The following is a 24,423-nucleotide window of genomic DNA, read 5'->3' as shown; positions in this document are numbered from 1 at the left end:
TGAGTATGCATAACATGCAATTTGTGTAGGTTATTACTCTTTAATAGTTAACTCAACTGCGCCGTGACTTAAATCAAAAATATCTTTTATTGCCTGCTGTGCTTGGCGACTATCAATAGTGATCTCCCATTTAATATTAGCAGTAAATTGCTTCTCAATATTAAGTACTTGATAGTTGGTTTTTAGTAGCTGCTCAATAGCACCTTGCATGCTGTACTCGCTACTTCCTGTAATTTCAACACTGGGTACTTTAAGCACTGTTTGCATATTTACTAATGCATTATTTAACGAGCCACCGTAGGCACGCACTAATCCACCTGTGCCTAGTTTTATACCGCCAAAGTAACGTGTAACTACAGCTGTTATTTCACCAAGCCCCGAACCCACCAGCACATTTAACATGGGTTTTCCTGCGGTGCCATTTGGCTCACCATCATCCGAAAAACCATAAACATGACTACCACCTGGATTACCAGCTACATGTGCCCAGCAATTATGGCGGGCATCGCCATACTTTTCTTCAATGTTTTTAATAAATGCTTTAGCTGAATTTAAATCGGGGGTATGTGTAATGTGAACTATAAACGTACTTTTTTTAATTTCTTCTTGATGAAAAACATCAGCAGCAGGATATTTATATTCAGACATATTAAAAGCTCAATTAAAAATGGGGCCTAAAGGCCCCGTTCATATGCATATTTTAACGTTTATTCGCTAACACGTCTTTATAGAAATTAATCGAGCGCTAAATTACGCGTCATATTCTCTAAGCTATCTTCGTGAACAATAATGTTGTCTTCAATACGAATACCGCCAAATGGTTTAAATGACTCAACCTTTTCCCAATTAATAAATTGCTTATTATCGGTTTGCGCTAAATCGTTAAGTAGTGAATCAATAAAATATAAACCTGGCTCAATAGTAAATACTTGGTTTTTTTCAATCAAGCGAGTACAACGCAAAAATGGATGACCTTCAGGTGATGGTTGATGTGTGCCCTTTTCGTCACTCATAAAACCGCCCATATCGTGTACTTGTAAACCAAGATGATGCCCTAGCCCATGTGGGAAGAAAGTAGAGGTAATTTTACGCTCAACAATTTCCTCAGCGGGTAAGTTAACAATTTTGAAGTCACTCAGTATTTGTGCGATACGGTTATGGCATTCAACGTGTAAATCACCATAAAGCATACCCGGCTTTAAACCTTTACCTAGTTCGATTTGTTGAACCGTCATCGCTTGTACAAGTTCAGCAAACTCACCCTGCTTTTTAAAATCGTAAGTACGTGTAATATCAGCAGCATAACCATTAAAGTTTGCACCGGCATCAATTAAAAATGAGTTATGAGTGTGTGGCGCTTTTGGATCAAAGTGCGTGTAATGCAAAATAGCGCAGTTTTCGTTAAGTGCAACTATATTGCCATACGGCATTTCATTTTCACTTTGACGTGTTGCCATTAAGTACGCTTGCTGAATATCGAACTCGCTACCACCATTAAAAAATGTGTCACGTGCGGCTTTATGCCCATCTACTGCAATACGGTTAGCGTTGCGTAAACATTCAAGTTCGTACTGCGTTTTATAAGCGCGGTGGTAATGAAAATAGTTAAGTACAGGCTCAGGGTTCATAATACTAAAGCCAAGTGCTTGCGCTACTTCAATGTACTCCCCCATATAAGCGTATTTAGCTTTGTCGTATGGTAATAATTTTTCAACTTGATCAGGCTGAAGTAATAGCTCTATATCAAAGTACTCGGCCCAAAAGTCACGAGGCTCGTCTGGCACTTTATGCCAAAAATCAACTGGTCGATAAAATATTAGTTTTGGTTTGTCGCTACCATTTACCACAATCCAGCAATGAGGATTATCAATAACCGGTAACCACGCTTTAAACTGTGGATTAACTTTAAATGGATAATACATATCATCTAAAAACTGGCGCTTAGCTTGGCCTGAGTGAATAACTAATCCTTCTAACCCTTCGCTACTACAAATTGTACGAGTACGCTGTTGCAGTGTTGCAATATGTTCGGCGTATAAAACGGCTAATTTATCCATTGTTAATCCATCTGTTAAATTTAACTTGATCTGAGTCTACCACTTATATGCTAAGCGCTCAAAAAAGGGGATATCTAAACGCATTAGATATCCCCCTACTTTAAACTGATGTTTACTAACCGCCCATTTTCATTTCCAGTAGCGGTGCTAGTATATTTCCTTCTCTACCCATTCTAGTGTGATAGACCTGTCTATACGCAAAAACATTTTTTACGTAATCGCGAGTTTCACGATAAGGAATAAGCTCTACCCACAATTCAGCTGGTATAGCTTCATCTGGTAACCAACGTTTTACCCTATGATAGCCTGCATTATATGATGCAGTAGCCAGCACTTCGTTACCGTGGTTTTTCTTTTTTAAATACTGTAAATAACTAGTACCTAATCTTATGTTGGTTTTGGGCTCATACAAACGGCTACTAGTTACACTTCCTTTATTTACATACTCCGCTGTACTTGGTAATAACTGCATTAAACCACGGGCATTAGCATGCGAACGTACATCTGGTGCAAATGAGCTTTCTCTTCGAGCAATTGCGATGCTCCATGCAACATCTATTTTACTGCGCTTGCTGTAACGCTCAAATAAGTCTTTAAACGCAAACGGAAAACGAAGCTCTACATAATCCCATGCTTTAATTTTTGCTAACGTAAAAATAGTGCTGTCGTGCCAACCTAAATCTGTAGAGATTGTTGATGCAGCTAATTTTTCATCAGCACTCGATGTATTAGTTAAATAATTCCATTCTCGACGCGCTGAAGTAAAGCGCTCCATCTCATAAAGTGCTTTTGCACGCTTAAAGCCTGGGGCATTACTTACTTTATCTACGAGCGCTTGATCAACTATTAAAGGCTTATTATTTAAATCAACCGGAAGCCCTAAGCGTGCGGCAGCTAAAAAGCCGTAATAATCACGATTAGCAGCGACTACTTTCCAAATTTCATCTGCTTTTTGTTGCTCACCACGTTTTGCATAGCTATAAGCTAACCAATATTGCTGACCAAGACTAAGATTATCTTTGTCCGTAAAAAACGCAGCAATACCTTCCCAATCTTGGGTTTTAAGCATATTGCCTAACTGCCACTGTATGAGCTTGCTGTCTAACCGCTCTTTAGGTACTTTGTTTAACCAAAAGCCTGCTTGTTTATGTCCGCTAGAGGCAAGCGATAATGCAAATGTGTAATAAACGTCTGCTTTATCTTCATCGCTATATTTAAATATTTTTTCTAACTTTTCCCACGCTTTTAATGCAAGCTCTTTATCGCGCCACACTAAGCGTTTAACACCATAAATAGCTATTTGACCTTCTTTAGCAGACTTATTTTTATATCGATACAAACCAGCCGATGCGCTTGGGTCTTTACGAACCTTTAAATATAAATCAGCTAAGTAACCTTCATTCTTTGGCAATAATGTTTTTAAATATGGTAATAAACTTTGTGTACCGCCTTCAGCGGCTAAGGTTATGCGTTTCCACACAGTATCTTCTTTCATGTAACCTTTTTTACGCCACAATGAAAAAATAGCATCGCACTCTTCTGGTTGCGATTTACCTACAGCCCACAAATCCGTTACCTGATTAAATATTGCTTTTTCAGGCGCGCCTAAATCTAATTGAAAGTCTAAATAAGTACATGTTAGCTCAGCATTAGACGTTTCGCGGTAATTGCGAATATAGGCTGCTTTTTTATTTGTTTTTTCTAAATACTGTAGCCAAGCTTTACGCACAGGCCACTCGAGTGGTGTATGCTGATAAACCGTTAAATAATCTTCTATCTCTGCCTGATACTTAATATCGGGATTACGTTGCCAGTATGTTTTTTCAACATAAGGTTTTAATGGATGCTCAAGCCCGCTCACTGCTTCTTTAAAGTCTTGATAGTCACCGTATCGCACTTTTTTTTCAGCATCTAAAAATGCGTCGTTGTCGATAGCCGCCTCGGCAGAATAAAGAGGAAATATAAATGCAGCTGCCACAACGTTTAATAAATATTTTTTCATAATGTCCTTTAATAAAAAATTAAAGCGATGAGTAAAAACTTTTCAACCACCTTAGCACCAAACCAGCTATATTTTAAACAGCCGATTGTAACCGAGTTAATTTTTTCGTTGCATTTTTAATTTAAAGCAAGCACACTGATTGAAATGCAAACTCATCGTACCAGTCTTAGTTCGTCAACTAGGGAGAATAATAATGTTATATAAAAGCGATTCCTTTGAAGTTAGTTTCATAAAGGAAAACATCGCCGAGTTTAAGTTTTGTGTTGCAGGTTCTGTAAACACATTATCTCAAAAAACTCTTTCAGATTGCGCAGCAGCATTAAAAGAATTAGCCGCCAATACTGATATCAAAGGCATGATTTTTACCAGCGATAAAGACCACTTTATTATTGGTGCAGATATCTTCGAATTTTTACCTACATTTACTAAACCTGAAGAAGAATTAGTAGTGTGGATCAAAAACGCAACTGATGTTTTTGATGCAATCGAAGACTTACCATTCCCAACTCTAAGCGCCATAAACGGTATGGCACTTGGCGGTGGTTGTGAGTGGGCACTTGCTACCGATTATCGCGTAGCAAGCGAAACAGCTAAAATGGGCTTACCAGAAGTTAAGCTTGGCATAATGCCTGGTTTTGGTGGCACAGTGCGCTTACCACGTATCATTGGCGCCGATAACGCAATGATGTGGATTACCTCAGGCGCAGAAAATCGCGCTGCAGATGCCCTTAAAGTAGGTGCGTTTGACGCGGTAGTTAGTGCTGACAAACTTTTAGAGTCAAGTGTATCAACACTTGAGCTAGCAATTGCAGGCAAGCTAGATTGGCAAGCAAAACGCAACGTAAAACTACAGCCACTTAAATTAAACCGTGTTGAGCAAGGCATGAGCTTTGCTATGGCAGAAGGTATGGTAATGGGTAAAACCAAAGGCCACTATCCTGCACCGGTTATGGCAGTACGTACTATTAAAGCAGCGGCAAACTGTACTCGCGATGAAGCAATGGCAATCGAAAACGCTAACTTTGCTAAATTAGCACGTACACCAGAAGCAGCTGCACAAACAGGTATATTCCTAGCTGATCAATACATTAAAGGTAAAGCACGTAAATTTGCTAAACAAAGCGATGTAGAAATTAAACAAGCCGCTGTATTAGGTGCTGGTATTATGGGCGGTGGTATTGCATACCAGTCAGCTTATAAAGGCACACCTATTATAATGAAAGACATCCAACAAGATGCGCTTGATTTAGGTATGGGTGAAGCCTCTAAGTTATTAGGTGCAAAAGTTAAGCGTGGCCACATGCCAATGGAAAAAATGCTTGCCACTCTTAGCAAAATTAAACCAACACTTAACGCGTCAGACCTACAAAGTGCCAACATTATTGTTGAAGCCGTTGTAGAAAACCCTAAAGTTAAGCAAGCAGTACTCGCTGATCTTGAAAAGAACATGCCAGAAGGCACTGTACTTACTTCAAACACATCAACTATTTGTATTGATTTATTAGCAGAAGCACTCGATAAACCAGAAAACTTTTGTGGTATGCACTTTTTCAATCCAGTGCCAAAAATGCCATTAGTAGAAATTATCCGTGGTGCTAAAACGTCAGATAAAACAATTAACACAGTAGTCGATTACGCACTTAAATTAGGTAAATCGCCAATTGTTGTTAATGATTGCCCAGGCTTCTTTGTAAACCGTGTTTTATTCCCTTACTTTGCAGGTTTTAGCAAATTAGTGGTTGAAGGCGCTAACTTTGCAAAAGTAGATAAAGTAATGGAAAACGTATTTGGCTGGCCTATGGGTCCGGCTTACCTACTTGATGTTGTAGGTATTGATACAGCGTTCCATTGTACTGGCGTAATGGCCGACGGTTTTCCTGAACGTATGGCGCGTGCTGATAAAGACCCAGTAACTATTTTTGCCAACGAAAAACGTTTTGGTCAAAAGAACAAAGCCGGTTTTTACAAATACGAAACAGATCGTCGCGGTCGTCTTAAAAAGTCTCATGACGAGACAGCAGTTGAGCTACTAAGCCCAATTACAGACGCACCAAAAGAATTTGATAAACAAGAAATCATCGACCGTTGTATGATTCCAATGATCAACGAAGTGCTACTGTGTTTGCAAGAAGGCATTGTTGCCTCTGCGCAAGAAGCAGATATGGCATTAGTTTACGGTGTTGGTTTCCCTCCATTTAGAGGCGGCGCGTTCCGTTACTTAGATCAAACTGGTTTAGCTAACTTTGTTGCAGCAGCAGACAAATACGCTCACCTAGGTGCGATTTACCAAGTATCTGAGCAAACTCGCAAGTGGGCCGAAGAAGGTCGTGTTTTCTATAAGGTGGAAGGTTAATATCATGAATAATCCAGTAATTGTAGATTGTATCCGCACACCAATGGGTCGCTCTAAAAGTGGTGTATTCAAACATAAACGTGCTGAAGACTTAAGCGCACATTTAATGAAAGGCTTACTTGATCGCAACCCAGCAGTTGATCCAGCATCAATTGACGATATTTATTGGGGTTGTGTACAGCAAACATTAGAGCAAGGTTTTAACGTAGCACGTAACGCAGCATTACTTGCCGGTATTCCACACAGCGTACCAGCTGTAACGGTTAACCGTTTATGTGGCTCGTCTATGCAAGCATTGCATGACGCAGCACGCGCAATAATGACAGGCGCTGGCGACACTTACCTAATTGGTGGTGTTGAGCACATGGGTCACGTACCTATGACTCACGGTAACGACTTTCATCCAGGCCTTGCAACAACGATTGCACAAGCATCGGGCTCAATGGGTTTAACAGCAGAATACCTTGCTACGCTTCATGGCATTAGTCGTGAGCAACAAGATGAATTTGCTTATCGCTCACATCAACGTGCACAAGCTGCAACTGTTGAAGGCCGTTTCCGTCGCGAAATTTTAGCAATGGAAGGTCACGCAGCAGATGGTTCGCTTATCTTAGTTGAAGACGACGAAGTAATTCGCCCAGAAACAACAGTAGAAGGCCTATCAAAGCTTCGCCCTGTATTTAATCCTGCATCGGGCACGGTAACAGCCGGTACGTCTTCTGCACTTTCTGACGGCGCATCTGCAATGTTAGTAATGAGCGAAGAAAAAGCAAAAGAACTTGGCTTACCAATTCGTGCGCGCATCAAAGCAATGGCAGTCGCTGGTTGCGATCCATCAATTATGGGTTACGGCCCAGTACCAGCAAGTAAAAAAGCACTTGCTCAAGCCGGTATTACAATTGATGACCTAGGCGTAGTAGAACTTAACGAAGCCTTTGCAGCACAATCATTACCTGTAATGAAAGATTTAGGGTTAATGGATGTTGTTGACGAAAAAGTGAATTTAAATGGCGGCGCAATCGCACTTGGTCACCCTCTGGGTTGTTCGGGTTCGCGTATTAGCACATCGCTTATTCACTTGATGGAAGACAAAAATGTACGATACGGTTTAGCAACTATGTGTATTGGTTTAGGCCAAGGCATTGCAACTGTATTTGAACGTGTTCAAGACTAATTAGTTTAAACATGTAAAACCATCTTGGTGATTAAAAAGGCGAACTGATTTTATTCAGTTCGCCTTTTTTATTAGCTTCAATTTAGCAAAAATTATCCGTTATAAAACCAGTATGTAGTACTACGGAATTATGTGATCGGGCGTATTATTAAATAACGTATTTTGCAGTAATAAAGTTTCAAATAAAATGAACATATTGAGGTAAGTAAAATAGTTAAATTACGCTCAAAATTGCGCTAAACTACCAAACTTATTAATTGCTATACCTAAGCACTCGCGTACGCAGCAATCACTTTAATTAAACAGGTCAATTTATTATGAGCTTTGATAATCCCGATCACCAATTAGATGCCATAGGCCTTCGCTGTCCAGAGCCAGTAATGATGGTACGTGCTGCTATTCGTAAAATGAGTGATGGTGAAACGTTATTAATAACTGCAGATGACCCATCAACCACTCGCGACATCCCGAGCTTTTGTACGTTTATGGATCACACGCTGGTGGCTAAAGATGCAGCAGAAGCACCGTATAGGTATGTGGTAAAGAAAGGTTTATAAACTGATATAGGTTGGGTTGAGTTTTACGAAACCCAACGTATCTTATAATAATCGAAATAATTTCAATCATCGTATATATCGTTTAACTTATTATCACTCCCCCAGTTACTCGGTAATTTTGAATCTTTGACATATCGATGAAAACTCGAAAAAGACCAATTACTGACTTTAGAAACATATTTATGTTTTACAGGGTTGTAGTGGATATAATTAATATGGTTATTTAAGTCTTCTTCATCTCTAATTTTATGCTCCCAATAACGACGCTGCCAAATCCCGCGCTCTCCCTTCGCTATTCGACTTTTATTACAAAATTCTGTTGCTGGAAGCTCTCGAGAAAAGCCTGATTTTATAAGCCGCCAACGCATTGCGTAATTATTATCGCCTTTTGGTAATTGCCAAATAACATGAAGGTGATCGGGCATGATAACGATTGCAATCGTCTTTATTGGATGCTTTTTTGCCACCTTTGAATATACGCGACGTAATAAATCTATATTTTCCACGAGCAAATGCTGAGTTCTATCTTCTAAATTTACCGTAAAAAAATAACATGCGCCCGCCTCTAACATACGTTTATAACGCATATTTTTACCTATAAAACAAACAGATAAATAAGAGTATAGATTAGTTTTGTTAATTATAATCAAGGCAAGTTTAAGTCAAACTTATCCACGTTATTGTTGCATACTTATAAAGCTTGTTTCTGGCGTAGGCTGGGTTGAGTTTTACGAAACCCAACGTATTTAATAACCACCAAAATAGTTTTATTCGCCACACATGTTGGGTTTCGCTTCACTCTACCCAACCTACGAAATCCCCTTGGTGTTAATGCTGAATAAACACTACAACGTCCTTGTCACAAATCCATTAATTCACTCGGGCAGCTTTAAAATTACCGCTATCACTTCTTCGTTATCGTCACTTGTGGTCTGTCGTAGTCGCTGTAATCAATGCTTACTATGTACGTGCCTTTTATTGCTGGCGTATAACTAAAGTAGTTATAAATAGTATTACAGTCTGCGATAGCTGGCTGGCCGAGTGTTAGTTTTTGCCCTGCTGGTTGCGCGTCGCTGTAACCACAGTTGTAACCCTCGCTAAAATCGGCATCCGCTATTTTAAATTCATATACTTTACCAGGGCTAGAAAATTTAACTTGTGCTTGATAAAGCGCAGGACCAACTGATGAGAACTGATACTGAGGCTCTGCATCCCACAGTGTAAAATCGCCACGTAGGTAAATTGTGCGATCGAGTTCTTGTTGTGGCAATACATCGTTAATCGAAATTTGGCTAGTACATGCTGTAAGTAAACCGGCAATTGCTAAAGTTAAAATTCGTTTCATTGAGATCATCAAATGGTGTCCTTTGCATACAGTGAAAACTAAAAAGCCAGCAAAACGCTGGCTTTTAAAATTACTAATCGGTGTTATTTTTGTAAAACAGAAATATCTGCAATACCTAAAAACAATCCGCTTAGCTGGCTTAAAAGCGCAAGACGATTTTGCTTAACAGCTTCATCGTCGGCCATAACCATTACGTTGTCAAAAAAGTTATCAACACTTTCACGAATACCCGCCAATTGACTTAATGCTTCTTGGTAGTTTCCATCTGCGTAAAGTGGTGCAAGGTCAGTCGCAAATTTTGCTACTTGTGATGCAAGTACTTTTTCAGCGTCGTCGCTTAATAAGCTCTCATCAACATTACCTTGGCTGGTGATGTCGTTTTTAGCCAGAATATTGCCTACACGCTTATTAGCTGCTGCAAGCGCTTCTGCTGCGTCTAATGTGCGGAAGTGACTCACGGCTTTAACGCGGCGATCAAAATCAACAGGTTTAGTCGGACGACGTGCAAGCACAGCTTGAATTACGTCTACTTCAATTCCTTCGTCTTGATACCAAGCACGAAAGCGCCCTAGCATAAATTCAAATACGTCAGTTGATACATTTAAGTTAGTTAGCTTGTCGCCAAACAATGTTTGTGATTTAGCTACTAGGTCTAAAATATCAAGTGGCAGCTCTTTTTCTACCATGATACGAAGTGCACCAATGGCAGCACGACGAAGAGCAAATGGGTCTTTGTCACCTTTAGGTGCTTGACCTATACCAAAAATACCCACCAGCGTGTCAAACTTATCAGCAATCGCTACTGCGCAGCTAATTAAGTTTGTAGGTAAGTTGTCGCCTGAAAAGCGTGGCATGTACTGCTCGTTTTGCGCTACGGCTACATCTTCGGCTTCACCATCGTGGCGAGCGTAATGCATTCCCATTACACCTTGCACATCGGTAAATTCCATTACCATTTCAGTCATTAAGTCTGTTTTACTTAACAAGCCTGCACGCTGCGCTAACACTTTATCAGCACCTAATTGCTCAGCAATGTAACCCGCAAGTTCACTAATACGCTCAGACTTATCTTTAAGCGTACCAAGTTGCTTTTGGAACAATACGCTATCAAGTGACTCTAGTCGGCTTTCTAATGTTTTCTTTTTATCGGTCTCAAAGAAAAATTGTGCATCGGCTAAACGCGGGCGCACTACTTTTTCGTTACCAGAAATAACCACACTTGGATCTTTACTCTCGATGTTAGATACAAACAAAAACTTATTTAAAAGTTTGCCGTTTTGATCTAATAACGGAAAGTATTTTTGATCGTCTTTCATGGTGTAAATTAACGCTTCGGCTGGTACATCTAAAAATGCTTCTTCAAATGTTGCCGTTAAAGTAACTGGCCACTCTACAAGTGATGTTACTTCTTCTAGTAAATCTTCATCCATAGCAACAACAGCGTTAACTGCTTTTGCAGCGTCTTCTATTTGCGTACGAATTTGTGCTTTACGTTGTTCGTAATCAGCAATAACGTAAGCAGATTTAAGTACGTCAAAAACGTCATCTGCATGGTTAATGCTAATTTTTTCTGGGTGATGAAAACGATGACCTTGAAGCTGGTTAGTTATTTGCTTACCAAGAATTTCGCCTTCAAGTAATTCGTCACCAAACAAAATAGTTACCGTATGCACTGGTCGAATAAATTGTGTTTTATTCGCGCCCCAACGCATTGGTTTAGGTATTGGCAATTTAGCTAGCGCTTTAGTAATTGCACCTGTCATTAACGCTTTGGTTTCTTGCCCTGCTACTTTAGCAATGTGCAATAACCATGCGCCTTTGTCAGTTTCGAGTGTTTGTGCATCTTTCACTTCAATACCACAACCACGTGCCCAACCCATTGCTGCTTTTGTTGGGTTACCGTCACCGTCAAATGCTGCTTTAGTTGCTGGACCGCGTTTTTCAACTTCTTTGTCTTGTTGCTTAGCTTCAAGCGCTTTTACTTGTAAACCTAAACGACGAGGCGATGCATACCAGCTTACGCCTTGATGCGCTAACTCTAGTGTTTCTAGCTCTGCAGTTAGGTTTGCAGCAAAGGCTTCTGCTAACTTACGCAGTGCTTTTGGAGGCAACTCTTCGGTGCCAATTTCTACTAATAAATTTTGTGCTGACATGCTTACTTATCCTTACACAGCGGGAAACCAAGCGCTTCGCGTTTGTCATAGTAACTTTGTGCACACGCTTTTGATAACGCACGAACGCGTAAAATATAACGTTGGCGTTCGGTTACCGATATTGCGTGGCGCGCGTCTAGCAAGTTAAATGCATGCGATGCTTTCATTACTTGCTCGTAAGCCGGTAGTGGTAAGTTTGCTTCAATTAACTTTTGGCTCTCTGCTTCACATTTATCAAACTGAGCAAATAAATCATCTACGTTTGCGTGTTCAAAGTTATAAGTAGATTGCTCTACTTCATTTTGATGGAACACGTCGCCGTATGTTACGCGCCCTAGTGGACCGTCTGCCCATACTAAGTCGTAAATACTATCTACGCCCTGAATGTACATTGCTAAACGTTCTAGGCCGTAAGTAATCTCACCCGTTACTGGTGAACACTCTATACCGCCAACTTGTTGAAAGTAGGTAAACTGCGTTATTTCCATGCCGTTTAACCAAATTTCCCAACCTAAGCCCCACGCACCTAACGTAGGTGATTCCCAGTTGTCTTCTACAAAGCGAACTTCGTGAGTTAGTGTATCGATACCCATAGCCGCTAAAGAGCCTAAATAAAGCTCTTGGATGTTATCTGGCGATGGCTTTAAAACTACCTGAAATTGGTAATAGTGTTGTAAGCGATTTGGATTTTCACCGTAGCGACCATCGGTAGGACGACGACACGGTTGCACGTATGCACTCGCCATTGGCTCTGGACCAATAGACTTTAAAAATGTTTGCGGGTGAAATGTCCCTGCGCCCACTTCCATATCAAGTGGTTGAATAATGACACAGCCTTGCTGTGCCCAATAATCCTGTAAAGCCAGGATCAAACCTTGAAAGGTTTTTACGTCATATTTTTGCATATTTGGCTTTTTACTATCTGAGAAGTAGCGTGAAAATTACCCTTAGTATACCTTGTGCACACTCAGGTTTTAAGCAGTTTGTGTAATTGAAGAAAATAAAAAAGGAGCCATTAGGCTCCTTTTCTGATCTAAGTATTACTTTTTAAACGTCTAGGTTAACTACACGTAATGCGTTAGTTTCAATAAACTCACGACGAGGCTCTACTTGATCCCCCATTAAGGTCGCAAATAATTGATCCGCGCCTACAGCATCTTCAATCGTTACTTGTAACATACGACGTGCATCCGGATCCATTGTCGTTTCCCAAAGCTGGCTTGGGTTCATTTCACCCAGTCCTTTATAACGTTGAATATATAGACCACGTTTAGACTCAGCGATCAACCATTCTAAAGCATCCACAAAGTTATCAACAGGAAGTGTTTTCTCTCCACGTTGAATATAAGCGCCTTCAGTAATGATATTTGCAATGTTAACACCAGTTGCAGCAATACGTTGGTAATCACGTGATGCAATAAAGTCATAACTAAGTACATGTGATTTATCTACACCGTGCTGACGGATATTCACAACTGGGTAGTATAAGTTACGCTCTGTATCATGCTGTGTTTCAGCTTTAAAAATAGTCGCATCTTCATCACGAGCAACTAAGTCATCTACTAATTCTTTAGTCCAAGCAATTACTTTAGCTTCATCTGAAAGGTCTTCTTTTTTCAGCTCGCTTTGGTAAATTAAACGCTCCATTACCGTATTAGGGTATTTACGTTTTAAACGCTCGATTACTTTAACTGTGTTTTGGTAATCGTGTACTATTTTCTCTAACGCTTCACCTTCAACAGCTGACGCATCAGTACTTGTGTACAATGCTGCATTATTAAGTGCAAGCGATGTTAGGTATTCAACAAGCGCTGGGTCATCTTTAATATAGCGCTCTTGTTTACCCTTTTTCACTTTATAAAGTGGTGGTTGAGCAATATAAATATATCCACGCTCAACAATTTCAGGCATTTGGCGATAGAAGAACGTTAGTAGTAATGTACGAATATGAGAACCATCCACGTCCGCATCGGTCATGATGATGATACGATGATAGCGTAGTTTTTCAGGATTATATTCGTCACGCCCAATACCACAACCTAATGCCGTAATTAGCGTTGCTACCTCTTGCGAAGATAACATTTTATCAAAACGTGCTTTTTCTACGTTTAATATTTTACCTTTAAGCGGAAGTATTGCTTGGTTTTTACGGTTACGTCCCTGCTTGGCTGATCCGCCAGCAGAGTCTCCTTCCACTATGTATAGTTCAGATTGTGCAGGATCTTTTTCTTGGCAATCAGCTAACTTACCAGGTAAACCTGCTAAGTCCATTGCGCCTTTACGACGTGTCATTTCGCGGGCTTTACGCGCTGCTTCACGTGCACGTGAGGCATCAATGATCTTACCAACAACAATTTTTGCATCACTTGGGTTTTCTAATAAAAACTCAGTGAATTTTTCAGCCATTGCTTGTTCAACTGCAGATTTAACTTCACTTGAAACTAGCTTGTCTTTTGTTTGTGATGAAAACTTAGGATCTGGAACTTTAACACTAACAACAGCAGTCAAACCTTCACGAGCATCATCACCGGTGGCGTTGCTGGTTGTTTTAGCTTTTTTGTTAAAGCCTTCTTTTTCCATATAGTTATTAAGTGTACGTGTTAGCGCAGATCTAAAACCGGCTAAGTGAGTACCACCATCACGTTGTGGAATATTATTTGTAAAACAGTAAATATTTTCTTGGTATGCATCATTCCACTGCATTGATACTTCTACACTAATACCATCTTCTTCACGTTCATGAGTAAAGTGGAATACACCTTTATGAATAGGTGTTTTATTACGGTTTAAGTACTCAACGAAAGCTTGTATTCCGCCTTCGTATTTAAAGTGATCCGATTTATTTTCTTCACGTTCATCATTTAATATGATGCTCACGCCAGAGTTTAGGAATGAAAGCTCACGTAAACGTTTAGCTAAAATTTCGTAATGGAAATCTAAGTTTGTAAATGTTTGATCACTTGGCCAAAAACGTAATTCGGTACCTGTTGTTTCAGAGTCACCAATCACAGCTAATGGAGCGTCAGGAACACCCATTGTATAAAATTGCTCATGAAGTTTACCTTCACGGCGAACTGTTAGTTTTAACTTTTCAGAAAGTGCATTTACTACCGAAACACCAACACCGTGTAAGCCACCAGATACTTTGTAAGAGTTGTCATCAAATTTACCACCGGCATGAAGTACCGTCATAATAACTTCGGCTGCTGATACGCCTTCTTCTTCATGGATAGAAGTTGGGATACCACGACCGTTATCTCTTACCGAGACAGAACCATCTAAGTGAATAGTTACATAGATATCATCACAATAACCAGCTAAAGCTTCATCGATAGAGTTATCAACTACCTCAAACACCATATGGTGTAAGCCTGTGCCATCATCGGTGTCCCCAATATACATTCCAGGACGCTTTCTTACTGCGTCTAATCCTTTAAGTACTTTAATACTCGACGAGTCATAATTCTCAGACATGGTTAATCCCACTTATCTTGTTATTAGGTTGCCATGTTTCACGTGGAACATTTGTAGTTCTCGCTGCATGGGTTCCACCACAGCAGAAATACTTTCAGACAAAATTGAAGAGATAAAAATTTGAGAACTGCAGTGAGCAAGTAATTGACCCACTTTCTCTTTTGTATCTTCGCCTAACTCTGAAGGTAGATCATCTATTAGCAATATTGATTGCTTATCTGTTTCTGACTCAATTAAGCTATTCTGCGTTACTTTTAACGCATAAAGCAAAAGCTTTAATTGACCGCGTGAAAATGTATTCTCTACGCTGTTGCCAAAAACACTAAAACTAAAATCGGCCTTATGTGGACCTTTACTTGTAAACCCTTGGCGAGCATCTCGCTCAAAGTTTTGCTCTAATGCATCAGCAAGAGATTCACTCTCTTTCCAACCTGCATTAAAGGTCATTTCTAAATCGCGTATAAGCGTTAATTCTGCACACATTTTATCAAAAAACTGCTGCTTAAACCTACTTATATACGCCATTCTTAATTTATTTATTTGTTCAGCTAGTCTAACAAATTCTTTGTCCCAAAACCTAATTTGGTCAAAATAATTCTTAGGCTTAGTTTTTAATAATGCGTTGCGTTGTTTTAACACTTTATTAAACGATTGCCACAAGAAAAAAAACTCATGTTCCACGTGGAACAAACCTAAATCTAAAAACTTTCTACGTTCTTTTGGTCCACCAAAAAACAATGAATAACTCTCTGGTGTAATAATTTGGACCGGCATGAGTTGAGCGAGTTCTGATATTTTACGGCTTGCCTTACCCTGTATTTTTAAATTAGTTTCACCCGTTTGGGTTTTACTTATACCAATAGGAATAGATAAGTCATGTAGTGCTTTTCTGCCATGTATAACAAACTGCTCTTGCTGATGCTGTATGATACTTTTATGTTTTGGTGTTCTAAAAGATTTGCCGTGAGAAAGGAAATAAATAGCTTCTAAAAGGCTAGTTTTACCACTGCCGTTTTCACCATAAATTATGTTAACGCCATTTACTGGTTCTAGCGTCAATGCCTCAATATTACGAAAATATTTGAGGCTCAAATGACTTAAGCTCATTGTGTATTTATAGTCTTATAAACGCATAGGCATAACAACATACATTGCTTCTTCATCACCCGCACCTTCAATTAGTGCACTGCTGTTTGAATCAGCTAATGTAAATAGTACATCTTCGGTTTTTAATGTATTTAATACATCAAGTACATAAGATACGTTAAAACCTATTTCTAGGTCAGCGCCTTCGTAACTTACTTCAACAACCTCTTCAGCTTGTTCTTGCTCTGGGTTATTGGCTGTAATTTTTAATAAACCGTTTGATAAATTTAGACGAACACCACGAAACTTTTCGTTAGATAAAATAGACACACGTTGAAACGCATTACGTAACCATTCGCGGTTAGCCGTAATTACCTTATCGCCACCACGGGGTAATACTCGACGATAATCAGGAAATCGTCCATCTACCAATTTACTAGTAAACGTAAATTCGAGATCGATAATACGAATATGGTTAGCACCAAACTGAATTGTAACTAGTTCATCGTCTGCGACCATAAGGCGCATAATTTCTTGCACACCTTTACGCGGAATAATTAGCTGGCGCTGCGTATTAAGCGATTGTGTTAATTGCTTTTGCGCAATAGCTAAACGATGCCCATCAGTAGCAACTGTTTTAATATCAGTATTATCTACTTCAAACGACATGCCGTTTAAGTAGTAACGAACATCCTGATTTGCCATTGAAAAATGAGTGCTTTCGAGTAATTTACGTAACTCTAAGCGGGTAAGTTGGAATTCAACCTCTCCATCCCATTCTTCTAAATTAGGAAAATCATCAGCTGATAAAGTTGTTAAAGAAAAACGACTTTTACCACTGGTTAAAAGTAATTGATGTTCTTGTAAGCTCAAAGTAAGGTCTGAACCGTCTGGTAGACTTTTACAAATATCGAGTAATTTTTTAGCGGGTAACGTTAGTTTTGTATCGGCAACATTATCACCTACAAATACGCCAGAAACGAGTTCAATTTCAAGGTCGGTCCCTGTCATTGAAAGTTGTCCGTTTTCTACCACTAACAATACGTTAGATAAAATTGGCAATGTATGTTTGCGCTCAATAGCACCTGACACTTGCACCAATGGCTTTAAAAATTGTTGTCTTGATATTGTTATTTGCATAATAAAGTCAGCCCTAAGATGACAATGTTCTTATTAAGTTTTGGTAATCTTCTTTTATTTCGTGGCTCTCATCACGTAGTGATTTAATTTTACGACACGCATGTAATACAGTGGTATGGTCTCGACCTCCAAACGCATCACCAATCTCAGGTAAGCTGTGATTAGTTAGCTCTTTAGACAATGCCATAGCTACTTGACGAGGTCTTGCTATAGAGCGACTGCGACGCTTTGATAAGAGATCTGATATACGAATTCGGTAATACTCAGCAACCGTACGCTGAATGTTATCTATGGTAACTAGTTTATCCTGCAAGGCAAGTAAATCGCGTAGTGCTTCTTTTACAAAATCAATAGAAATTGGACGACCCGTAAAATTAGCATTAGCAATCACACGATTAAGTGCACCTTCTAATTCACGTACGTTTGAGCGTAATTTTTTGGCAATAAAAAAAGCAACTTCATGCGGTAAATTAATTTTACTTTGCTGGGCTTTTTTCATCAAAATTGCAACGCGTGTTTCAAGCTCTGGCGGCTCAATCGCAATTGTTAAACCCCAACCGAATCGTGATTTAAGGCGATCTTCAACCCCTTCAATCTCTTTTGGATAACGGTCAGAAGTTAAAATAATTTGTTGGTTACCTTCAAGTAATGCATTAAAGGTATGAAAAAACTCTTCTTGTGAGCGTTCTTTATTAGCAAAAAATTGGATGTCATCGATCATCAATGCATCAACACTTCTGTAATAACGCTTAAATTCTTCAATTGCGTTATTTTGTAGTGCTTTTACCATATCTTGCACAAAGCGCTCAGAGTGCATATAAACAATTTTAGCATCTGGCTTGTTAGCCAATATACCGTTGCCTACTGCATGTAATAAGTGAGTTTTACCTAAACCAGTTCCACCATATATAAAGACAGGGTTAAAAGCCGAACCAGGATTGTCAGCTATTTGTGTAGCAGCAGCTTTAGCTAATTGGTTTGACTTACCTTCTACAAAGCTATCAAAAGTATAGTTTTCTTTTATATTAGATTTGTAATTTGATTTAGGCGCAGGTTCAACAACTGGTTTTGGTTGACGTAATTGCTGTTTTGCTGACGTTTGCGCACTAGGTGTAGATTGTGCATCAATAGCAGGTGCAACTTGGGCATTAACCAAGGGCTTACTGCCCACATCAAAACGTAACACAGGGGCTTCAACACCACAAATTTCGACTAAAAGTTCGTTAATTCTATTTAAATACTTTTCTCTCACCCAATCAAGCACAAAGCGATTAGGTGCGTAAATCGTCAAGGTATCTTCGGTACTTTCTGCTTGAAGTGGTCTTACCCACATACTGAACTGCTGCGAAGGCAATTCATCTTGCAATACATATAAACAACTTTGCCAAACCGACAGATACACAGTTAAACTCCCAGAGATATAATTTTTATTCCCGCACATCATTAATGATTAAAAATCATCCATTTATTGCGTTAAAATGGTCTAATAAGCGACCCAAGGCCGAGTATTATGAAGATACTTTATCCACAAGTAAAAGATTGATTTTTATTAAATTGTTGATATCGATGTATAAATATATTAACAGACTGATTTAAAACAGCTTTTATTTAAAAGCTTGATGACAGATCATAACAAAAACAGACTAAGATCGCGAACCAAATTTACGATCCATTTTACTTTTCCCCTGCTTTTATTCACTTTTTATACAAGGGCTGTGGAAAACTCTTTATTAATGATGATCCTAGAGGATCATCCTTTATGATCTACATTAACTATATAATAAACACTAAGTGTGTAGTGTAATTATGATTGACTTTAATGTGTTTCATCTATAATATCTCGCGCTCGCAATGGCACCTATGCCAGGATCGCGACCTGCGTAGGATGTTTTAACTTTAACCGATCGGATGAGATTGTTATGAAAAGAACTTTTCAACCTAGCGTTTTAAAACGCAAACGTGCACACGGCTTCCGTGCTCGCATGGCAACTGTAAATGGCCGTAAAGTATTAGCACGTCGCCGCGCTAAAGGCCGCAAAGTTCTTTCTGCTTAATATATAAGTGGAAGACTTTAGCTTTGGCAGGGAGTTACGTCTGTTAACTCCCTCGCATTACTCTCGTATATTTAATGAACCCGCTCGGGCTGCAACTCCTTTCTTTACTCTATTAGCTAAACCAAATGACCAAGATAAACCTAGGTTAGGTCTTACTGTTGCTAAAAAACGTGTAAAAAAGGCATGCCAACGAAACCGTATTAAACGTCTTGCTCGCGAAAGTTTTCGTTTAAATCAACACAATATAGATAATATCGATATTGTGCTTATGGTAAAAAATGGTATCGATGATCAGTCTAATGAAGAATTAACCAAGCAACTTACTAAGTTATGGCGAAAAATTAACGAACGCTGTAAGCCAGGCGCTCCTAAACCGCCACCTTTTAAGAAACGCCCAAACAAATCAGCTAAATCCAATAAACAAACCCAATAGCAATAGAATTGCAGGGTTAATTAATGTATCTTTAGCTCACCTTTTAATCATGCATTTAAAATTTCTAATTGAGTCTTTAAATACATGATATCTATCTCACTAAACTTAAGTAGGGGCATAAACATCATGAGGTTACTTAAACCACTTGTTGCTTTACCGAGGTTTTGTTTAGTGTTATTTATCCGCGGTTATCAAAAGTGGATTAGCCCGCTGTTAGGTCCGCATTGTCGTTTTAATCCAAGCTGCTCACATTATGCAATTCAAGCAATTAATTTGCATGGATTTATAAAAGGTAGTTGGTTAGCTTTAAAACGCATATTAAAATGCCATCCTTTACATTCAGGTGGAAATGACCCCGTCCCTGAAAAATTAACCCATATTAACCACCAACACGAGAAATAAGAGCTGTTATGGAATCGCAACGCACGTTTTTATTAATTGGCCTAATGCTAGTGTCGTTTTTATTATTCCAAGAATGGGATAATGATTACAACAAGCCTAAAGTCGATCCAAGTGCCACAACACAAACACTACAAGCAAATTCACCAGAGTCGGATGATTATATTCCTTCATCGTCAGATTCTGATTTACCCGCTTCAGCAACTATAGCTAAGCGTTCAGTTATAGAAATTACAACTGACGTTTTTAAAGTTAAAATTGACACCAAAGGCGGTGACATTGTTGAAACAGACTTACTTCAATACGAAGATACTAAAGGTAGTGATACACCTTATATGCTTCTTGGTGAAATTGATGGTAGTAAGCAATACTTTTCACAAAGTGGCTTAATTGGTTTAAATGGTCCTGATGCATCAGCTAACGGTCGCCCTACTTACAAAACAGAACAAAAGTCATATACCTTAACGGGTGATGAGCTTCGCGTTCCGCTTCAGTTTACTGATAGCAACGGTGTTAACTTTACAAAAACATATGTATTCAAAAAAGGTCAATATGATGTTGGCTTAGAATACAAAGTTAACAACACCACCAGCGCACCACTTCAAGTACAGCTATACACGCAAATTAAGCGTACTGTACAAGAAAAAGGCAGCATGGTTGATCAAAACTATTTAGGCGCTGCATACGGTACTGACGAAGAACCATACGAAAAGTATAGTTTTTCTGATATGGCTGATAAAAACTTAAACAAGAGTACTCAAGGTGGTTATGTTGCATTTATACAGCATTACTTTGTAAGTGCTTGGGTTCCAATGCAGGATCAATCAAATACACTTTATAGCTTAATTACAAAAAGTAATGCCGCTATTATTGGAGCTAAAGATCCCGCTGTAAATATTCAAGCTGGTAGTGAGCAAACACTAACTGCTATTTACTATATGGGTCCAAAAGAGTCTGATATTCTTGAAGCTATTCATCCAGACCTAGACTTAACTGTAGATTACGGTTGGTTATGGTTTATTTCGCAACCTTTATTTGTATTGCTAAAATGGCTACACAGCATTTTAGGTAATTGGGGTGTAGCAATTATTGCCATCACTATTATCGTAAAATCGTTAATGTATCCACTTACAAAAGCGCAATACACCTCAATGGCTAAAATGCGTGCCCTACAGCCTAAAATGGCAGCTCTTAAAGAAAAGTTTGGTGATGACCGTCAAAAGTTCGGCCAAGCAACTATGGAAATGTACAAAAAAGAAAAAGTTAACCCTATGGGTGGTTGCTTCCCTATTTTGCTACAAATGCCAATTTTCTTAGCCTTGTTCTATGTATTCTTAGAATCGACAGAACTTCGCCATGCTGAATTTATTTTTTGGTTAAATGACCTTTCTGCACAAGACCCGTACTACGTATTACCAATCTTATTTGGTGCGAGTATGTTTGTGACTCAAAAACTACAACCTATGACGGTTACTGATCCAATGCAGCAAAAAATGATGACCTTTATGCCGGTTATCTTCTCTGTATTCTTCTTATGGTTCCCATCTGGTTTAGTTCTTTACTGGTTAGTGTCTAACCTTATTTCTATTGTCCAGATGTTAATCATCTACCGTGGCATGGAAAAGAAAGGAATTAAAGTAAGAGGCTAACTAAGCTCCTACTTATATAAAGGCGACTTCGGTCGCCTTTTTTATTGCTTGTTTTTCACCACAGCTATTCGCTACAAATAAATCCATAGGTTACAATACCGCCATAAAGTTACTTATCGTTGGCAAATTAATAGCATGATAAATCAAGATACAATTGCAGCACAAGCAACTGCCCCCGGACGTGGTGGTGTTGGTATTATTCGCGTTTCAGGTAGCCTAGCTAAAAGTGTCGCTGAAAAAGTAGTAGGTAAAATACCTAAAGTTCGCTATGCCGATTATGTGCCATTTAAAAGCCTTGCTGGCGAGCAGCTTGATCAAGGTATTGCCATTTACTTTGCAGGTCCAAATTCATTTACTGGCGAAGATGTACTTGAATTACAAGGTCACGGCGGTCCGGTAGTACTGGATATGTTACTTAAAGAAATTAGTAAAATAGACGGCGTTCGTTTAGCAAAGCCTGGTGAGTTTTCTGAACGCGCATTTATGAACGACAAGCTTGATTTAACTCAAGCTGAAGCCATCGCCGATTTAATTAATGCTACCAGCGAGCAAGCCGCTAGAAGCGCCCTACAGTCTCTACAAGGTGAATTTTCTAAGCACATAGAGACACTCGTAGAAAAAGTGATTCATCTGCGCATGTACGTAGAAGCGGCCATTGATTTTCCTGATGAAGAAATTGATTTTTTATCAGATGGTAAAGTATCTGGCGACTTAGATGCGATTATCAATCAACTTAATACTGTAACCAACAAAGCCAAACAAGGCAGCATTATGCGCGAAGGTATGCGTGTTGTTATTGCCGGTCGCCCTAATGCGGGTAAATCAAGCCTACTTAACGCTCTAGCCGGTCGTGAAGCCGCAATCGTAACAGAAATAGCCGGTACCACTCGCGACGTACTACGAGAGCATATACATATAGATGGTATGCCACTGCATATTATAGATACAGCAGGTTTACGTGAAAGCCCAGACAGAGTAGAGCAAATAGGTATTGAGCGTGCATGGGATGAAATAAACCAAGCCGACCGCGTTTTATTTATGCTTGATGGCACGGACACTGTAGATACAGACCCACACAAAATTTGGCCTGAATTTATGGCAAAATTACCAGAAGGTATGGGCGTTACTGTCATCAGAAATAAAGCCGATTTATCGGGTGATATAGTGGGCATGGAGCAAGAACAACAATACCCGGTTATCAGCTTAAGTGCTAAAAATGCTGACGGTATTGAACTTGTACGCGAGCATTTAAAAGCCTGTATAGGCTTTCAAGGCGCAACAGAGGGTGGCTTTATGGCGCGCCGTCGTCATTTGGATGCACTAGAGAGTGCTGCGTATCATTTAGAAACAGGTAAAACACAATTAGAAATGCACATTGCTGGTGAAATATTGGCTGAAGAACTTCGTTTAACGCAGCAATTTTTAAATGAAATAACCGGTGAATTTACCTCAGACGACTTACTTGGCAAAATATTTAGCTCGTTTTGTATTGGTAAATAACAGAGCTCAACTACTAATTATGCCCATCTTAAATATTTTCAATAAAGAGATGGGCTAAATAGCAATCAATTGATCTCGAAGCTTAACTGACTAGGATCATCCGTAGCTATGTAAATTGCTTTTAGAACATTATCGCCATTCTCATTAGTTTTAAAACTTTCAAAAGCATAATTTTTAGCAAAATTAGATAACTTATTTATAGATTCATTATCGCTATTACTTGAGTAAGTCATCTCGATTATGCATACCTTGCCTGCACAATCGGACTTTTGATCAAAAATCTGCACATCTTTTAATTCATCAATTATAAATTGCTCTAAAGTATCTTTTCTAAGCTGGCTATCTTCTGAGTAATCAACTTTTTCCATATATGTTAATGCCTTAGAAATATCGTCTATAAAAAAATTATCTACTGACGATCTAGACAAAACTTCTTTATCAGTCGTTTTATCTTTAACAAAAAATTGCTCAGAGAAGGAGTCAGCGGTAATTACTAATTCATCTGAACTTTCCCTATTATTTAGTGCTACGTCTTCAATAGCTTGTAAATCCACTTTTTTAACTCTTCCTTTTCGTGAGAAAGCGCAGGTCGAATAGGGCTAGATTCAGGTAGATTTACTGCGGCTTCATTGGAGGGCAGTTGCGTAGGTCTATTTTCTAATTTATTACTTTCACTAAAATAATTAAGACTGATAATAGTGATGCCTATTACAGCAATTCCAGATAGTATTTTATAGTTCATTTTACCCTCATAAATAAAAGCAGTATTACTCTAGTAATACTGCGATAAAATATAGAGCCAATTTTTTTTAGTTTATTCATTAAAAGTTCTTATTATAAATAAGGACCTATAAGCGAAACTAATTTGTAACAAAATTACATCTAAATGTAAACAAACTATCAATTTTGCAGGCGTTTCAAATCCAAGTGTCTTCCTCAGACGATTATTAAGTTGCTCAATTACTGGTATACTTGCGCTGGTGTTACCGCCTTAAAATCTGTGCTCTTCGGCCAATACTGGCGTAGTAATCCATTCGTGTTTTCATT

At 38.9% G+C, this 24,423-nt stretch carries 20 protein-coding genes and 1 pseudogene; 8 read left to right on the top strand and 13 right to left on the bottom strand.

Annotated elements, in window-relative coordinates:
* Window positions 1–33: 33 nt before the first annotated feature.
* The 3 genes from I6F65_RS17010 to I6F65_RS17000 form a co-directional block, all read right to left on the bottom strand.
* Window positions 34–648: a YigZ family protein gene (locus I6F65_RS17010; protein WP_197114093.1), complete on the bottom strand. Its 615-nt coding sequence runs from the start codon at window positions 646–648 to the stop codon at window positions 34–36.
* Window positions 649–734: 86 nt separating this feature from the next.
* Complete coding sequence (gene pepQ / locus I6F65_RS17005) at window positions 735–2,057, bottom strand: Xaa-Pro dipeptidase (protein ID WP_024609616.1); 1,323 nt, start codon at window positions 2,055–2,057, stop codon at window positions 735–737.
* Window positions 2,058–2,172: 115 nt separating this feature from the next.
* A complete protein-coding gene (locus tag I6F65_RS17000; protein ID WP_197114092.1) occupies window positions 2,173–4,059 on the bottom strand; it encodes a transglycosylase SLT domain-containing protein in 1,887 nt (628 codons plus the stop codon).
* A 193-nt stretch (window positions 4,060–4,252) separates the two neighbouring features.
* On the opposite strand from I6F65_RS17000, the gene fadB reads away from it, so the two are divergent.
* From fadB to tusA, 3 genes are all read left to right on the top strand, one after another.
* Entirely contained in the window at window positions 4,253–6,412 is a 2,160-nt protein-coding gene (gene fadB, locus I6F65_RS16995; protein ID WP_197114083.1) for a fatty acid oxidation complex subunit alpha FadB, read from the top strand.
* A gap of 4 nt (window positions 6,413–6,416) precedes the next feature.
* Complete coding sequence (fadA, locus tag I6F65_RS16990; RefSeq protein ID WP_007584192.1) at window positions 6,417–7,586, top strand: acetyl-CoA C-acyltransferase FadA; 1,170 nt, start codon at window positions 6,417–6,419, stop codon at window positions 7,584–7,586.
* Between the two features lie 317 nt (window positions 7,587–7,903).
* Window positions 7,904–8,143, top strand: coding sequence for a sulfurtransferase TusA (tusA, locus tag I6F65_RS16985; protein ID WP_138584853.1), 240 nt, complete (start codon window positions 7,904–7,906; stop codon window positions 8,141–8,143).
* Between the two features lie 62 nt (window positions 8,144–8,205).
* On the opposite strand, the gene I6F65_RS16980 is transcribed toward tusA, so the two are convergent.
* The 8 genes from I6F65_RS16980 to dnaA all read right to left on the bottom strand — a co-directional run bounded on the left by I6F65_RS16980 (window position 8,206) and on the right by dnaA (window position 18,743).
* Window positions 8,206–8,730 (bottom strand): transposase, encoded by a 525-nt coding sequence (locus I6F65_RS16980; protein WP_197114073.1) that lies wholly within the window; start codon window positions 8,728–8,730, stop codon window positions 8,206–8,208.
* A gap of 317 nt (window positions 8,731–9,047) precedes the next feature.
* On the bottom strand, window positions 9,048–9,497 hold the full coding sequence (locus tag I6F65_RS16975; protein WP_166112452.1) for a hypothetical protein: 450 nt from the start codon (window positions 9,495–9,497) through the stop codon (window positions 9,048–9,050).
* Window positions 9,498–9,571: 74 nt separating this feature from the next.
* Window positions 9,572–11,641, bottom strand: a complete 2,070-nt coding sequence (gene glyS, locus I6F65_RS16970; protein WP_024609611.1) for a glycine--tRNA ligase subunit beta — start codon at window positions 11,639–11,641, stop codon at window positions 9,572–9,574.
* A gap of 2 nt (window positions 11,642–11,643) precedes the next feature.
* Window positions 11,644–12,546, bottom strand: coding sequence for a glycine--tRNA ligase subunit alpha (gene glyQ / locus I6F65_RS16965; protein WP_024609610.1), 903 nt, complete (start codon window positions 12,544–12,546; stop codon window positions 11,644–11,646).
* Window positions 12,547–12,688: 142 nt separating this feature from the next.
* Window positions 12,689–15,115 carry a DNA topoisomerase (ATP-hydrolyzing) subunit B gene (gene gyrB / locus I6F65_RS16960; RefSeq protein WP_166112449.1) on the bottom strand — a complete coding sequence of 809 codons (2,427 nt, stop codon included), beginning with the start codon at window positions 15,113–15,115 and terminating at the stop codon, window positions 12,689–12,691.
* Window positions 15,116–15,127: 12 nt separating this feature from the next.
* Window positions 15,128–16,222: a DNA replication/repair protein RecF gene (gene recF, locus I6F65_RS16955; RefSeq protein ID WP_024609853.1), complete on the bottom strand. Its 1,095-nt coding sequence runs from the start codon at window positions 16,220–16,222 to the stop codon at window positions 15,128–15,130.
* A 15-nt stretch (window positions 16,223–16,237) separates the two neighbouring features.
* The gene (gene dnaN, locus I6F65_RS16950) at window positions 16,238–17,341 is read right to left on the bottom strand and encodes a DNA polymerase III subunit beta (protein ID WP_024609854.1); all 1,104 of its coding nucleotides are present in this window, start codon (window positions 17,339–17,341) and stop codon (window positions 16,238–16,240) included.
* Window positions 17,342–17,354: 13 nt separating this feature from the next.
* Entirely contained in the window at window positions 17,355–18,743 is a 1,389-nt protein-coding gene (gene dnaA / locus I6F65_RS16945; RefSeq protein ID WP_197114071.1) for a chromosomal replication initiator protein DnaA, read from the bottom strand.
* 517 nt (window positions 18,744–19,260) lie between these two features.
* Here dnaA and rpmH point away from each other — a divergent pair.
* From rpmH to mnmE, 5 genes are all read left to right on the top strand, one after another.
* Window positions 19,261–19,395, top strand: coding sequence for a 50S ribosomal protein L34 (gene rpmH, locus I6F65_RS16940; protein ID WP_004335215.1), 135 nt, complete (start codon window positions 19,261–19,263; stop codon window positions 19,393–19,395).
* 7 nt (window positions 19,396–19,402) lie between these two features.
* Window positions 19,403–19,828: a ribonuclease P protein component gene (gene rnpA, locus I6F65_RS16935; protein ID WP_024609856.1), complete on the top strand. Its 426-nt coding sequence runs from the start codon at window positions 19,403–19,405 to the stop codon at window positions 19,826–19,828.
* Between the two features lie 126 nt (window positions 19,829–19,954).
* Complete coding sequence (gene yidD, locus I6F65_RS16930; protein ID WP_024609857.1) at window positions 19,955–20,230, top strand: membrane protein insertion efficiency factor YidD; 276 nt, start codon at window positions 19,955–19,957, stop codon at window positions 20,228–20,230.
* Window positions 20,231–20,238: 8 nt separating this feature from the next.
* Window positions 20,239–21,876, top strand: coding sequence for a membrane protein insertase YidC (gene yidC, locus I6F65_RS16925; RefSeq protein ID WP_197114069.1), 1,638 nt, complete (start codon window positions 20,239–20,241; stop codon window positions 21,874–21,876).
* A gap of 135 nt (window positions 21,877–22,011) precedes the next feature.
* The gene (mnmE, locus tag I6F65_RS16920; RefSeq protein WP_197114067.1) at window positions 22,012–23,376 is read left to right on the top strand and encodes a tRNA uridine-5-carboxymethylaminomethyl(34) synthesis GTPase MnmE; all 1,365 of its coding nucleotides are present in this window, start codon (window positions 22,012–22,014) and stop codon (window positions 23,374–23,376) included.
* A gap of 65 nt (window positions 23,377–23,441) precedes the next feature.
* On the opposite strand, the gene I6F65_RS16915 is transcribed toward mnmE, so the two are convergent.
* Window positions 23,442–23,930: a hypothetical protein gene (locus I6F65_RS16915; RefSeq protein ID WP_197114065.1), complete on the bottom strand. Its 489-nt coding sequence runs from the start codon at window positions 23,928–23,930 to the stop codon at window positions 23,442–23,444.
* Window positions 23,931–24,190: 260 nt separating this feature from the next.
* Window positions 24,191–24,423: pseudogene (locus tag I6F65_RS21850) on the bottom strand (hypothetical protein); the annotation flags it as partial.

Source organism: Pseudoalteromonas sp. SWXJZ94C, assembly GCF_015864385.1.
GTDB lineage: Bacteria > Pseudomonadota > Gammaproteobacteria > Enterobacterales > Alteromonadaceae > Pseudoalteromonas.
The sequence above is the reverse complement of the archived record's forward strand: the minus strand, read 5'-3'. Positions and strand labels throughout refer to the sequence as shown.

Bases quoted from the DNA above. Each gene is read 5' to 3' on its own strand.
- I6F65_RS17010 (WP_197114093.1), bottom strand. From the start codon at position 648: ATGTCTGAATATAAATATCCTGCTGCTGATGTTTTTCATCAAGAAGAA.
- pepQ (WP_024609616.1), bottom strand. From the start codon at position 2,057: ATGGATAAATTAGCCGTTTTATACGCCGAACATATTGCAACACTGCAA.
- I6F65_RS17000 (WP_197114092.1), bottom strand. From the start codon at position 4,059: ATGAAAAAATATTTATTAAACGTTGTGGCAGCTGCATTTATATTTCCT.
- fadB (WP_197114083.1), top strand. From the start codon at position 4,253: ATGTTATATAAAAGCGATTCCTTTGAAGTTAGTTTCATAAAGGAAAAC.
- fadA (WP_007584192.1), top strand. From the start codon at position 6,417: ATGAATAATCCAGTAATTGTAGATTGTATCCGCACACCAATGGGTCGC.
- tusA (WP_138584853.1), top strand. From the start codon at position 7,904: ATGAGCTTTGATAATCCCGATCACCAATTAGATGCCATAGGCCTTCGC.
- I6F65_RS16980 (WP_197114073.1), bottom strand. From the start codon at position 8,730: ATGCGTTATAAACGTATGTTAGAGGCGGGCGCATGTTATTTTTTTACG.
- I6F65_RS16975 (WP_166112452.1), bottom strand. From the start codon at position 9,497: ATGATCTCAATGAAACGAATTTTAACTTTAGCAATTGCCGGTTTACTT.
- glyS (WP_024609611.1), bottom strand. From the start codon at position 11,641: ATGTCAGCACAAAATTTATTAGTAGAAATTGGCACCGAAGAGTTGCCT.
- glyQ (WP_024609610.1), bottom strand. From the start codon at position 12,546: ATGCAAAAATATGACGTAAAAACCTTTCAAGGTTTGATCCTGGCTTTA.
- gyrB (WP_166112449.1), bottom strand. From the start codon at position 15,115: ATGTCTGAGAATTATGACTCGTCGAGTATTAAAGTACTTAAAGGATTA.
- recF (WP_024609853.1), bottom strand. From the start codon at position 16,222: ATGAGCTTAAGTCATTTGAGCCTCAAATATTTTCGTAATATTGAGGCA.
- dnaN (WP_024609854.1), bottom strand. From the start codon at position 17,341: ATGCAAATAACAATATCAAGACAACAATTTTTAAAGCCATTGGTGCAA.
- rpmH (WP_004335215.1), top strand. From the start codon at position 19,261: ATGAAAAGAACTTTTCAACCTAGCGTTTTAAAACGCAAACGTGCACAC.
- yidD (WP_024609857.1), top strand. From the start codon at position 19,955: ATGAGGTTACTTAAACCACTTGTTGCTTTACCGAGGTTTTGTTTAGTG.
- yidC (WP_197114069.1), top strand. From the start codon at position 20,239: ATGGAATCGCAACGCACGTTTTTATTAATTGGCCTAATGCTAGTGTCG.
- mnmE (WP_197114067.1), top strand. From the start codon at position 22,012: ATGATAAATCAAGATACAATTGCAGCACAAGCAACTGCCCCCGGACGT.